The sequence below is a fragment of the Mycobacterium sp. genome (assembly GCF_049585075.1).
GTDB lineage: Bacteria > Actinomycetota > Actinomycetes > Mycobacteriales > Mycobacteriaceae > Mycobacterium.
Genome location: NZ_JBAUZA010000374.1, coordinates 1 through 12,831, shown reverse-complemented (window position 1 = coordinate 12,831; position 12,831 = coordinate 1). Strand labels below are relative to the sequence as shown.

The window sequence follows — 12,831 nt, the reverse complement described above, 5'->3', positions numbered from 1 at the left end:
TGCGCGCGTTGCGCTATCGAGTCGTGCGACGCGCCAATCACCGGGCCGGGCTGCGGTTGCCGTCGGCGAATACCCGCGCCGGGATCGCGGTGCGGGCGGCGCTGTCGCGGTTGGGCAGCCCGTACGTCTGGGGCGCAACCGGGCCCGACCGATTCGACTGTTCTGGGTTGACCCAGTGGTCCTATGCGCGGGCCGGAATTCACTTGGACCGCACGACTTATCAGCAGATCTACGACGGAATTCCGGTCCCGCGTTCCCAGGTCCGTCCTGGCGACCTTGTCTTTCCCAGCGCCGGACACGTGCAGCTGGCTATCGGCAACAATCTGGTCGTCGAAGCACCTCATTCCGGCGCGACGGTCCGGATCAGCCCGCTGGGCAGCGGCGTGCAGATCAGGCGCCCAGGGGGGTAAGGCGATGGTTGTTGAGGGTCCGGGCCGTGAGTACGGTCAAGCCATGGCAGAGCAGGCCGGGCAGTCGATCGCCGCCATCGGGGAACGGCAAGCCGCGCTGTCGAGACAACACGGCGCAGCCGCTGATGCCGATCGCGCTCTCGCGGAAGCGCTCGCCAGTGCGCATGCGGCTACGGTCGAAGGCGTCAGGCGCCTCAACGCTATCGCCGCCGAAATCGACCGCGCTGTCGCGAATCAGACTGCCGTCGGGCTTGATACCGCGATCGGTGCGCGCGAGCTCCAAAGGTTTCTGATCGCCAAGCAACGCGAGATTCTGGCAGTGGTGTCTGATGCCCACGAGCTCGCGGTTGCGAAAAAGGCTGCGTTGGACAAGTTGGCGGAGCACTACACCACCACCACCACCACCGGCTAGCGGTCGATCGCGTCATCGCTATCCACACGAGTGAATTGTCTGCCGCCCGGACAGCTGGCTACTCTCGCCAGCATGTTCGCTCGGGTGGGCAATGGCTACGCGTGATGACCTGCTTGCCGCGGTCGAACACGTCACCGGGTGCACTGGCAACCCGAAAGCGTGGTTGACCGGTCTGACACCACAAGACATCACGGATGCGACGACGGTATCTACGGCAAGCCCGCAACGGCTCGACGGCATCATCGCCAGAATCCGCCAACAACATCCGGATCTGTTCGACGCAAGGACAGGCACGATGATCGTCCCGTCGCGAATACCCTCCGATCATCAAGAGGGCGCCGCCGCCGATGCCATTAGATACGCGGAAGCTGCTCTCGCACACCAAAACTCGGCGACCGCGCAGGTCGACCTGCAAGTCGTCACCGCAGTTCTCAATGCGCACCAGCGCAACGCCGAGGGCAGGGGGGCGCTGAACAAGCTGCAGCACGATATCGAGGCGGCGGTCACAACACGATCCGATCTGGACACCCCGGCCGGAGCGCGCGACTTCCAGCGATTCCTGATCGGCAAACTCCGCGATATCCGCGATGTGGTGGCCAACGCGAGCCTCGACGACACGTCGAACTCAGCGCTGATGGCCGCATGGACGTCGCTGTACGACTCCGCCAAGCCAGAAGGCGATGGCGACGAACAGCGTCGGTCCACCGCCGTGCCCGCCGGCTCCCCAGCGGAAAGCCGGCCCGCAGCAGTCGATACGGCAGCCGACCCCTACGTGGACGCGCTACCCGTCGACGATTCCGGATTGCCGCCCGAAGAGGCGCCGGCCCAAGCGCCGTCGCCATCACCGCCGATGACCCCGGCGGCGATGCCGAGTGTTCCGTCATTCGGTGGGGGAGGGTTGCCGGGCGGATTTCCGCTTTCCGGGCCACTGCAGGGCGCCGACGATGAACGTTCACCGGAAGACCTCGACGATGCGTTGCTGGATGCAGGCGACCCTGAAGACGAGCTATCGGCGGATACGGACGGCGATGAGCAGACGGACCACCACGACGCGGACCCCGCGGCGGTGCAGCCGACCGCCGGCCCAACGACCATCTCACTGCCCAACGGGGAGACCGTCACCGCGGCCAATCCTCAACTCGCAGCGGCTATCCAGGCGGCAGCGACTGGGACGCCGATCGCAGACGCATTCCGTCAGGAGGGGATGACCATTCCGCCTCCGGGGACTGCAGTCACCGATCCGGTCGACCCGTCGCGGCTCACACCCGGGGATATCGGCATGCTCACCGATCGCCATGCGCTTGCCCTCGGCCAGAGCCGGGCGTTGCTCAACGGCCAGATCCAGCACATTTCCACCGTGAACGGGCCCAGCTTCCTAGGCTGGGAGCACCCGCCGGGACCGGTCACCACAGCAGCACCGGATCGGACCGACCCACCGGCACCCACCAGGCCGGCCAGCGCCGAAAGACCCTACTAAAAACCCGGCGCCGCCGGCACATCAAGAGGAGACAGCGGATGGCAGACCGAATCCATGTGGTGCCCGCCAATTTGCGTCAAGCCGCCGGACACCACCAAGAGACATCCGAGTATCTGCGGACCCTGCCGTCGTCGCATCCGGCGATTCAAGAGAGCCTGGACTCGTTGGGTCCGATCTTCGGTGAGCTGCGGGAGGCCGGCCGCGAACTCCTCGAGCAACGACGCTTGTGCTACGAGCAGCAGGCCGACAGTCACGCGGAAATGGCGGACAACCTGACAAAATCGGCCAGCATGTGGGAAGCCCACGATGCCGAGTCTGCCCAAGAAATCAAACGCCTCTCTGACGACGGTCGATGACTGAGGCCGATCCGGCGTTCGACACCGTGCACCCGAGCGGGCATATTCTCGTCCGCTCCTGCCGCGGCGGCTATATGCACAGCGTCACGCTGAGCGATGCGGCGATGAACACGGATGCGGAGAGTTTGGCACAGGGCATCATGCTGACCGCCGACGTCTCGTATCTCAAGGCAGTGATGGAAGTGCGCGGCGAGATCGTGGCGGCCGGTTACACCCCGTCCGCCGAAGTTCCGACCGCCCAGGACCTCGACGTTGCGATCGAGCGGCTGGTGGCGCATGAATTACACCACCGAGACGGCGTGCAGCAATAACGAGGGGCTGGCCTACCGGATCCAGGTCTTGACGGCGTCGCGATCCGGAGCGATATCGGAGGGCGGCTGGACCGGATTAGCACCGAACAACTCGCGCGCTCGGCCAAGCAGTGCGCGTACTTCGTTCAGCTGCTGTTGCAGCCCGGAATCAGCCACATACTTAAGCTACCGACACCAGGTTATTCGCACAATTCACCACTGCGGGCTAAACACTTGCACAGGGCTTTTGGCGGCTTTCCGCCCGCCTTTGTGGGCCCGCCAAAGAGTGAGTTGGCGCTTCCGTTGATGACGGTAGGCTTGGCCGGTGGCGATCTTCGGACGGAATACGGCGCGGCAGCGCCTCCGGAGAGCTACCCAAGAATCACTGAAGATTCCGACCTTCAGCTCTCCCGTGGACTGCGCCCCGTGGGTGACCGGTGGGCTGTGGCCGGCCGAGCTGTCGACAGTGACGGCGGAGACCGCCCCCCTTGTCAAGTATTTGAAGGCTGACCTGCAGAAAATCGTCAATTCGGCAAACGAAGAACTCCAAGGCATCCGGCGAGCGGGATTGGCTCATCAGATACGCCAGGCTGAAGAGGCCCGCGTGATCAATGGTGCCCGCGCCTTCGCTGTGCGACGAGTCGAGTCGACAGTTCGCCATCTCCGGAATATGACGCCGAAATTGCCAGCAGAACGTCGGCCGGAAAAGCCGGTAAATGGCGCTGACGACACCGAAAAGACACGGCGATTTAAAGTCGCCGCTGTTGCGCCACCGAAGCCGGAGTTACCCGCCTCGCCAAGCCCGGAATTTGCGGACCAAAACCACCATGCGGAGGCGGAAGCCGACCCGCCCGCGGCCGAACCGGTCGCCGCGGCAGAGCAGCCGGCAACCGAGTTGGAGTCGGTCAAACCTGAACGGTCGGCGCCGCGCCATCGTGCCGAATCGGATGACACCGAGGTGCTTGACGAGATTGCCACGGTGCTGCAGGAGATTGCGCCTCTCGCCCAAGCTCCGGTCAATCAAACACCGAGGCAGCCGCCCGCCGCTCGCCACGCGGAGCCGGTCATTCCCACCGATGAGCCCGTCAGCGCGCAGAAGCCCGCGCCGCAGGTCGAGTCTGAGTCGGGGCCCGAACGGCTGGAACGGCTGCTGAAGTTCGTGGCTCGTCAGGAGCCCGGACTGCGGTGGGCCATCGGCGAACGCGCGGACGGAACCACGTTATTGGTGACGGACCTCGCCCACGGCTGGATACCGCCGGGAATCACCTTGCCCGCCGAGGTCCGGCTGCTTGAGCCGGAGCGGCGCTCCGGCAACGCGGCGGCACTACTCGGACACACAACGTTGTCGGCGACCTACGCCCCCAGCGATTCGCTGGGTTGGGCAACCGACTATCAGGTGAAGGAGACCTCGTCGCAGCCGCGTGAGCTGCCGGCGATCGACGACTTGGGCTGGCTTCTGAGCGAGGCCACACACTGGCGCGACGGCCTCCCGCGGATGGTGAACACGTTGGCGAAGGCGGGCGCTTCGGGAACGGGCGTCCTCGACGCCGAAATCGACATATTGCGGGTATACCTCGACACGTCGCGCTACCAGCTTCTCGCGCAGTACCCGGACGTCGACGCCGGGTTGCTGCTCAACTGCCTGCTGCTGGCCGCCACCGAGGCGATCGCCACCGGCAACCTGGTGAATGCGAATTATCACTTCGCCTGGTTCCAAATGCTCAGTACGCCACCGGCTAGCGGATGGAAAGCTGGCCCGTAGGGCACTGCGCGAGCCTGGGCGAGAATGAATTGACGCTGGTCGGAGGGGCCGAGATACTGTCATGATGCCGGGGTCGGGCAGACGCGCCCAGCTAAGCGATAAGGATCTCGTCGAATCGGTTCTGCGCGAACTGAGCGAGGCGGCCGACAAGTGGGAAGCGCTGGTCGGTCAGGCTGAGGCGATCACCTACAGCGTTGATCTCGGCGATATTCATGCGGTCGTAAACTCCGACGGCAGGTTGGTGGAATTAGCTTTGCATCCGAGCGTTGTGTCCGGATACAGCCATGGCGAGCTGGCCGACAGGTTGAACCTCGCGATCGCAGCGTTGCGGGAAGAGGCCGAAGCCGAAAACGAGGCGCGCTACGGGGGAGCACTCCAGTGACGTGGGATCCATTGTCGCACAATGTACTTGAGCTGCTGGCTCGCGGACACAACCTCTACGGCGCGGGCGAAGTCGATGCGGGAGTTACCGACGCACCGGGGCACCTTCGGGAGCGTGCAGAGCGGCTCGCCCACATCAACGCCGCGGAGATCGGCGCGGCGGCGGTCAACCGTCGGATGGTCGCTGGGTTGCGCGGCAGCGCAGCGGACGACAGTGAACTGGACGCCGTACTGGCCGCTGCCTACGCCGATCACGCCGTGGGCCGGCACGGCACCCGCCGATTGCTCGACGACGCGCGCAGCGACTCGATGCCGGCGGCCGACACCCCAGTCGGGCGCCAGGAAGCGGTGGCGCGCATGGCCGCTCGGCTGCGTCAGCAGCGCCACTACATACATCGCTCGCATCGCACCTCACACCTGCTAGCGCGCCGACTGCGGCGACTGGCCTACCTGCGCCAGCGGCACACCTCGGGAGCTGCGCTGCCGCTCAGCGCGGTTCGGTATGAAAAAGCCTTCACACCAGGGCATGTCAGGCAGCGAATCGCGGCCGCGCTAGATCACCTGGGCATCACCGATCCAGCCGCTCGCCGCAAGTGGATCCGCGGATACGAGACGTTGATAGACAGGGAATCAGGCGGGCGACCGTCGGTGGTCGCGTCAGAACCGGCCGCGACACCCGGTGCCATCCAACCCGACGGGCGCGGCCTGGGCTTTGCCCGAGGCGTCGCCCAGACGATTCCGGCTACGTTCGCGCGCTACCACCAACCGGGCACATCGACCAACATCTACGATCCGGTCGCCAATATCTGCGCCTCGATGAACTACGTGATCCATCGCTACGGCGTCAGCCGCGACGGCCACAACCTCGCCGCGATGGTGCAGCAGGCGGATGCACATCGAGCGCCGAAAGGATACTGACGTGCCGCTCAATCTCTCGAACCGAGACCAGAATTCGGGACACCTGTTCTACAACCGTCGATTGAAGGCCGCGATAACCCGGTTCTCGGTGCGGATGAAGCACGACGACCGCAAACAACACGCGGCCGTGGCACTGTCCATAGTGTTCGTTGTCATCGGCATCGGCTGGATGGCACTGCTGCACGTCATGAAACCCGCCGGCCTGGTCGGCCAGTCGGCGATCATCGGCAATCGTGACACCGGAGCGGTCTACGCGAAGATCAACGGGCGGCTATACCCCGCACTCAACCTGACGTCTGCGCGGCTGGCCGTCGGTAACCCGGCCACCCCGACCTGGGTGAAGGCATCCGAGATTGGCAAGTACCCAACCGGTCCGATGATCGGCATTCCAGGTGTCCCCGACAGCCTCACCGTCACACCGAGTTCCGTGTCGGCGTGGTCGGTATGCGACACCGCACCCAACCGGGGGACCGGAGCACCGCCGCTAGTGACATCGATCGCTGGAGAGCTGTCGACGGCGGGACGGGCAGCTGCGATGGGTCCGTCGCAGGCCGTTCTGGTTATCCATAAAAACGCGACCTATGTGATCTGGGGCGGACAACGGTCGCAGATCGACGCAGGCGACCGAGCCGTCACCTTCAACCTGGGTCTCGATCCGGGAGTGACCTATCCGGTCGAAATCTCCAACGCGCTCTTCGACGCCATGCCGGCAACCGAACCCCTTGTGGTCCCGGCGATTCCGGAGACAGGAACACCGTCGCGGTGGCTGACCGGGTCGACGGTCGGCAGCGTGCTGCAAACCCAAGACGCCAATGGAGCCGTCACCGGCTTCTACGCGCTGCTACCCGATGGCGTGCAGAAGATCACCAGCTTCGTCGCCGATCTGCTCCGCACCGCGCTCGCCCAGGGCTCAGCCACGCCGACATTGATCTCGCCGGACAAGCTGATCCACATTCCCACCGTCGACGTGCTCGACGTCGGCTATTATCCTTCGGGCAAGTTGAATTTCATTGACACAGCGGCGAATCCGGTTACTTGCGTCGCATGGCAGAAGCAGTCCACCGACCCGCAGGCCACCATCTCCATCTTCAGCGGGCGCGGACTGCCGGTCCCGATCGGAATGGACCCGCGCCTGGTGCGGCTAGTCCGCGACGACCGCCAGCCGGATTCGGTGGAGGCTGACCAGGCGTTGGTGCTGCCCGGGGCGGCGAACTTTGTCGCAACAACCAGCGGTGTCGCCACGTCGGACAGCCGTGAAAGCCTGTATTGGCTTTCACCGCAGGGCGTTCGGTTCGGGATCCAATGGGAGCAGAAAACCCTGGATCCGCTTGGGCTGAATGCGGCCAGCGCCGTGCAAGCGCCTTGGCCGATCGTGCGCACCTTCGCGGCCGGCCCGGCCATCAGCCATGACGGCGCCCTATTGGCGCGCGACACCATCACCGGGGGCGGCGCCGTTGCGCCGATCCCGGAAGCCAACCGGCAGCTAGGAGGCTAGGCATGTCCAAACGCGGATTCGTACGGGGAATGCGAAAGCCGGCCCCGACCGTTCCGCCGGTGCGGGTGGCGGTCGCGCCGCCGCTGGCGTTGCCGGAGCGGGAGCCACGCAACATCCTGTTGATGATCGCGCTGCCCGCGCTGCTGGTCGGGATCATCGGCACGCTCGTGGTGATGTACACGTCCGGTGTTCGATCGCTGCAGTCGGGTTTCTTCCCGATGGTGGGCCTGGCCGGGTTCGGCGCATTGATGTTCAGCGGCCGCTTCGGCCGAGGACGGCGCATCTCCTGGGGTGAGCAGGAGAAGCAACGGCGAATTTATCTGCGCCAACTCGACGATGACCGCGACGAGGTGCAGCGCGCCGCCCAAGATCAGCGTCGCAGCCAGCTGTTTCTGCACGGCGATCCGCAGAAGCTCGACACGGTCATCGGCGGGCCACGGATGTGGGAGCGCCGGGCCGATGACCCGGATTTCCTCGATGTGCGCCTCGGCATCGGTGTGCAGCAGGCCGCCGACTCGGCGGTATCGCTGCAATGGCCCGAAGTGCCGATCGGGGAGGAGTTGGAGCCGGTTACCGGCGGCGCGCTGCGCGATTTCATCCTCGAGCAGAGCAAGATTCGCGGAATCGGCAAGGTGCTCAGCCTGCGGTCCAAGCCGGGCTTCAGCTTCATCGGACCCGATCCGGCGGACTTGCACAATCTCGCCCGGTCGATCCTGTGTTCGCTAGCGGTCTACCACACCCCGAACGACCTCAAGCTGATGGTGGTCACCCGTCATCCCGAACTGTGGTCGTGGTTGGTATGGCTGCCGCACAATCAGCACGACGAGATGTTCGATGCTTGTGGGTTGCGCCGCTTGGTGTTTGGCTCCCCGACTGAGCTGGAGGAAGCACTCGATGCCGAGCTGCACCGCAAGGGCCGCGGGCCGTGGATGCCCCCGGTGGGGACCAGCCCGACATCGATGCCGTCACCGATGGAGTCGACGGGGCTGCGGCTGGGCCCGCACTGGGTGATCGTCGACGACAGCGTCGGAACCCCCGAGCAATGGGAAGGCGTGACCGGGCAGAAGGGTATGGCCGGAATCACCGTGCTACGGCTGGCGACTCGGCCCGGCGTCGGCGTCGGTTTCTCCGACGAAGACCAGCGTTTCGAACTGCGAGAAGGCCGGCTTTACCACCGCGACGCGTTCTATGCGGTAGCCGACATGCTGGCCGAGAGCACCGCAAACCGGTACGCGCGAGCTTTAGCGCGCTGGTCTCCGATGAGCGCCGGCGACTTGTCCGAAACCGACAGCCAGGCAGGTGAATTGCTTCGGGCGTTGGGTATCAACGATCCGCGTCAACTCGACGTCGACCGGCTGTGGGCCGAAAGCCGCGGCCGGGGCGATCCGAAGTGGGCGATGGTGCCGGTCGGGGTGAAGCCCGGCGGCGAGTTGCAGTACGTCATCTTCCGCGCGAAAGACTTCGGCGGCTTCGGCTTCCACTCGGTGGTGGTCGGAACGTCCGGATCGGGTAAGTCGGAGTTCTTCCTGTCACTGTGCAACGGGATCGCGCTGACCCATTCGCCGGAATCGTTCATCGTGATCTTCGTCGATATGAAGTTCGAATCGGCCGCCCAGGATTTGGAGGGCCTACCCCATGTCGCTGGCTCGCTGTCCAACCTTGGCAAGGATGATCGTCACCTCGCCGAGCGGATGCGCAAAGCAGTCAACGGCGAAATCGCCAGGAGATACCGGCTTTTCAAGGAGGCCGGTGCACGTGACGCCAACGAGTACGAAGAGATGCGGCTTGCCGGTCGAGATCTGGAGCCCGTTCCGATCCTGTTGGTCATCATCGACGAGTATCTGGAGCTGTTCCACCATCACCAGGAGTGGATACAGCTGGTCATCCACATCGGTCAGGAGGGGCGCGGCTGTAACGTCTTCTTCACCCTCGGCGGCCAGCGGCTGGATCTGTCGTCGCTGAGTAAAGCCAAGAGCAACATCGCATTTCGGGTCGCGTTGCGGGCAGAGACTGCCGAGGACTCCCGCGACGTCATCGGTAGCGATGCCGCTTTGCACCTGCCGTCGAAGGAGAACGGCTACGCCCTGCTCAAGGTCGGGCCGCGGGACTTGGAGCCGTTCCGGTGCTTCTACTTGTCGACGCCCTTCGTACTGCCCAAGAAGGTCACGAACGTCGACCGGACGGTCGACGTGAGCTTCTCGCAGCCGCGTCCCCTCACGTGGGAATACCAGCCGCTGAGCGCCGAAGATACCGCGGCGTTGGCCGTCGCCGACGAGCCAGAGGAACCCGACGAGTTCCTCTTCCATCCCGACGGTTTCAAGAAGAAGAAGATCCTCGACGTCATCCGAGAATCGCTGGTGTCCAATTCTGCGCGGCTACCGCACCAAATCTGGCTTCCCCCACTGGAAGTCAGCGAGCCGGTGGACGCTCTGGTCAGCTACTGGCGCGGCAAGCCTTGGCATGTCGACTATGGGCAGAACCCAGGCCTGACCTTCCCGATCGGGATTGTCGATATACCTGAGGATCACGAGCAACGCGTGCATGCGATCGACGCCGAGATGGACAACGTCATCGTGGTTGCCACCGCCCAGCGCGGCAAGTCCACCACATTGATGACGTTGATGAGCTCCGCCGCGCTGATGTATCGCCCGGAGCGGGTGACGTTCTTTTGCATCGGGGCAGCGCTTTATCCGATGGAGGATATGCCGCACGTCGCGGGGGTGGTCAGCCTGAACGACACCGAAGGGGTATCGCGGACCATCGCGACGATGGAGGGGTTGATCCGGGCTCGCGAGGCGTCGTTCAAGCACTACCAAATAGACATTTCGGAGTTCAGGGAACGCCGGTTCGGCGCCGCGGGTGGCGGCGGAACCGATCCCGAGGACAAGTTCGGCGACGTTTTCCTGGTCATCGATAACTACGGAGACCTCTATGAGAAGGACTTCGCCATGGGCGATCGCGCGGTAGCCATCGCCCGTCAAGGTCTGTCCTATGGCGTGCACGTGATGACCAGCGCCAGCGGGTGGTTCGTCGGGCAAAAGCAGGGCTTGCTGACTGTCTCAAACGCGCGGATTCAATTGCGGCTGAGCAACCCGGACGAGTCGCAGATGGGAAGCTCGATCGAGCGGCGGAGGGCTGCGCGAAACACTTTGGACCGTCCGGGCTTTGGTCTCAGCCGAGAGGGTCACGAGTTGCTGATCGGAGTGCCAGAGATCACCGGGACCGAAGGCGAGCGGGTGGGAACCCGCGGCATCGGTTCGGTGATCGGGCAAGTCACTGGCGCGGACAGGGTTGAACGTCTGTCGCGACTGCCCGAGCGGGTGCTGTTGAGCGAGATCGTCGAGGCGTATGCGCAGACTGCGGAGGCCGCCGATCCGCTCAACGTGCCGTTCGCAATCGGGGAGAGCGCGTTGCGGCCGGTGGCGCTATCGACCCGGTTGACACCCAACATGCTGGTGATGGGCCGCCAGTTGTGCGGCAAGACGTCGACGCTTGCGACCTTCGGTCAGGCAATCACCAAACGGTTCACCCCGGAGCAGGCCCAGATCACCGTCATCGATCCGAAGACCTCGCTGATCGGCCAGATTCGCGGGCCGCACGTGCGCGCCTATGCCTACACGGCAGACGATATCGATGCGGTGATCGCCGAGCTGGTGGCCCAGCTCCGCGACCGTCTCCCGCCATCAGGTCTCACGCAGGAGGAACTGTTGAACCTGAAGTCGTGGGAAGGTCCGCGCCACTTCATCCTGATCGACGACGAACATGAACTCCGGCCGCACAATCAGGTCATGAAGCCGGCAGCGACCGCGCCGTTGTGGCCGCTGATTGAGCGCAGCCGGCAGATCGGCCTGCACGTCATTGCTTCTCGTTTGCCGGGCAACTGGGCGGGCCAGGTAGTGATGAATCCATTCCTGCAGAAGATGACCGGATCCCGGTCACCGACCTTGTTCATGGACAACGACCCGGCGAACGTCAAGGTCTTCGCGCGGATCAGCGCCCAGCAGCTGCCACCCGGGCGTGGGCTATTGGTCACGACCGAGGGAGAGATTGAAGGAGTGCTGGTTGGCGCCCCCGAAACGGCAGATCAGCCGTGAAATTCGGGGCCGCGAGATTCCTGTACACGGCGGATGCGATAACACCATAGACTCCAGATAACTCCGCGGGGCGATCCGGCGGACAGGACAAGGGGTAGGAAGTATGTCGATAGTCGATGTCGCACCGGCCGCCGTCAATCTCTCGTCGTTGACGGAGTCGGTGATCAGTGGAGAGATGGCGGCCAGCACGGCGGCGGGTTCCGCAGCCCTGGTCGGAGTCGTTCCGATGGCGGCGTCCGCCGATGATGCGGCATTTGCGACGGCGATGGCCGGTGCCGGCGGCGCATACCTCGGCGCGGCCGGAGCGCACACCGGGCAGCGAGCCGCGTATGCCACCGGCCAAAGCCTGGCGTCGGTCAGCTACGTGCTCAACGAGCTGATCAGCGCTGCCAAATTCTCCTTCTGACCACTCGGAATGGTCCTCGACCCACGGTGGGTTGGCGCTCCACCCGAGCTTGTTGCGCTGATTTTCGAGGGCGGTCCGGGCCCCGGGTCGATCGTCGCCTACGCGACCGTCATGGCCACCGAGGCGGCCAACCACCAAATGTCGATGGCGGCCTCTGCCACCAACATCGCGGCGACCAGCACTGAGTGGGTGGGGCTTGCCGGCGCCGCCAACGTAGCCAAGGGAACAACTCTCAACCTCGGCGGATTAGAGCCGCTGGCGGCGCACTGTGCAAAGCACGTGCTGCTTGCGCAAGCCGCGGTGGACGCCTACACGATGGCCTCGCCGTCGGTCATTCCCTCCGTTGCCTGCCAGGCCAACCGGGACCTGTGGGGTGTCCTGTGCGCCACGAACTGGTTCGGCCAGAACTTTCCGGGGATCACTGCGCAGGACATCCAGTACGGGGAGTACTGGACGCAGAATTCCAGCGTCGGGGTGTTGTATGCGACCACGCTGGGCGCGATAGCGGCCGTTGCGGCCGACCAGTCACTGCTCGCCACCAGTACAGGGGCGACGGCAGCGACGGGCATGGGGTCCGGCGTCAGTCTCGCCGGATCGGCGGCCGAAACCGCCGGCCAAGGCGCAGCGCAAGCACCGCTTACGGGGACCCAGGCCGCTGGATCGGCGCCGAGTGAAGCAACTAGTCAAATCAGTTCGATGCTGGGGCAAGTGCCGCAGGCGTTTTCCGGTATCACCCAGCCGGCAACGAGCATCCTCAACGCTCCGACGCAGGCAGTTCAGAGTATGTCCAGTCCGCTGCAGTCCATCATGGGGATGTTCACCAGTATGGG

General features: G+C 64.6%; 13 protein-coding genes and 1 pseudogene. 13 read left to right on the top strand and 1 reads right to left on the bottom strand.

Annotated elements, in window-relative coordinates; translation table 11 throughout:
- The 5 genes from WB785_RS17580 to WB785_RS17560 all read left to right on the top strand — a co-directional run.
- A partial coding sequence (locus WB785_RS17580) for a C40 family peptidase (RefSeq protein WP_424080583.1) occupies positions 1-410 on the top strand: 410 nt, incomplete at its 5' end.
- Positions 411-453: 43 nt separating this feature from the next.
- A complete protein-coding gene (locus WB785_RS17575; protein WP_424080582.1) occupies positions 454-822 on the top strand; it encodes a DUF4226 domain-containing protein in 369 nt (122 codons plus the stop codon).
- A gap of 91 nt (positions 823-913) precedes the next feature.
- On the top strand, positions 914-2,299 hold the full coding sequence (locus WB785_RS17570; protein WP_424080581.1) for a DUF4226 domain-containing protein: 1,386 nt from the start codon (positions 914-916) through the stop codon (positions 2,297-2,299).
- 38 nt (positions 2,300-2,337) lie between these two features.
- Entirely contained in the window at positions 2,338-2,655 is a 318-nt protein-coding gene (locus tag WB785_RS17565; RefSeq protein ID WP_424080580.1) for an ESX-1 secretion-associated protein, read from the top strand.
- Positions 2,652-2,966 carry a DUF2694 family protein gene (locus tag WB785_RS17560; protein WP_424080579.1) on the top strand — a complete coding sequence of 105 codons (315 nt, stop codon included), beginning with the start codon at positions 2,652-2,654 and terminating at the stop codon, positions 2,964-2,966. Before WB785_RS17565 ends, WB785_RS17560 begins: the two co-directional genes overlap by 4 nt.
- Positions 2,967-2,978: 12 nt before the next feature.
- Here the strand turns inward: WB785_RS17560 and WB785_RS17555 are convergent, their stop codons facing one another.
- Positions 2,979-3,122 (bottom strand): hypothetical protein, encoded by a 144-nt coding sequence (locus tag WB785_RS17555; RefSeq protein WP_424080578.1) that lies wholly within the window; start codon positions 3,120-3,122, stop codon positions 2,979-2,981.
- Positions 3,123-3,270: 148 nt separating this feature from the next.
- On the opposite strand from WB785_RS17555, the pseudogene WB785_RS17550 reads away from it, so the two are divergent.
- The 8 genes and pseudogenes from WB785_RS17550 to WB785_RS17515 form a co-directional block, all read left to right on the top strand.
- Positions 3,271-3,622: pseudogene (locus WB785_RS17550) on the top strand (hypothetical protein); the annotation flags it as partial.
- Positions 3,616-4,707 carry a DUF5631 domain-containing protein gene (locus WB785_RS17545; protein WP_424080584.1) on the top strand — a complete coding sequence of 364 codons (1,092 nt, stop codon included), beginning with the start codon at positions 3,616-3,618 and terminating at the stop codon, positions 4,705-4,707. The pseudogene WB785_RS17550 and the gene WB785_RS17545, both read left to right, overlap by 7 nt.
- Before the next feature lie 61 nt (positions 4,708-4,768).
- The gene (locus WB785_RS17540; RefSeq protein WP_424080577.1) at positions 4,769-5,089 is read left to right on the top strand and encodes a DUF2710 family protein; all 321 of its coding nucleotides are present in this window, start codon (positions 4,769-4,771) and stop codon (positions 5,087-5,089) included.
- A complete protein-coding gene (locus WB785_RS17535; protein ID WP_424080576.1) occupies positions 5,086-6,006 on the top strand; it encodes a hypothetical protein in 921 nt (306 codons plus the stop codon). The genes WB785_RS17540 and WB785_RS17535 overlap by 4 nt, the downstream gene beginning before the upstream one ends.
- Before the next feature lies 1 nt (position 6,007).
- A complete protein-coding gene (eccB, locus tag WB785_RS17530; RefSeq protein WP_424080575.1) occupies positions 6,008-7,501 on the top strand; it encodes a type VII secretion protein EccB in 1,494 nt (497 codons plus the stop codon).
- A 2-nt stretch (positions 7,502-7,503) separates the two neighbouring features.
- Positions 7,504-11,595 (top strand): type VII secretion protein EccCa, encoded by a 4,092-nt coding sequence (gene eccCa / locus WB785_RS17525; RefSeq protein WP_424080574.1) that lies wholly within the window; start codon positions 7,504-7,506, stop codon positions 11,593-11,595.
- Positions 11,596-11,698: 103 nt separating this feature from the next.
- Positions 11,699-12,001: a PE domain-containing protein gene (locus WB785_RS17520; RefSeq protein ID WP_424080573.1), complete on the top strand. Its 303-nt coding sequence runs from the start codon at positions 11,699-11,701 to the stop codon at positions 11,999-12,001.
- Between the two features lie 9 nt (positions 12,002-12,010).
- A partial coding sequence (locus WB785_RS17515) for a PPE domain-containing protein (RefSeq protein WP_424080572.1) occupies positions 12,011-12,831 on the top strand: 821 nt, incomplete at its 3' end.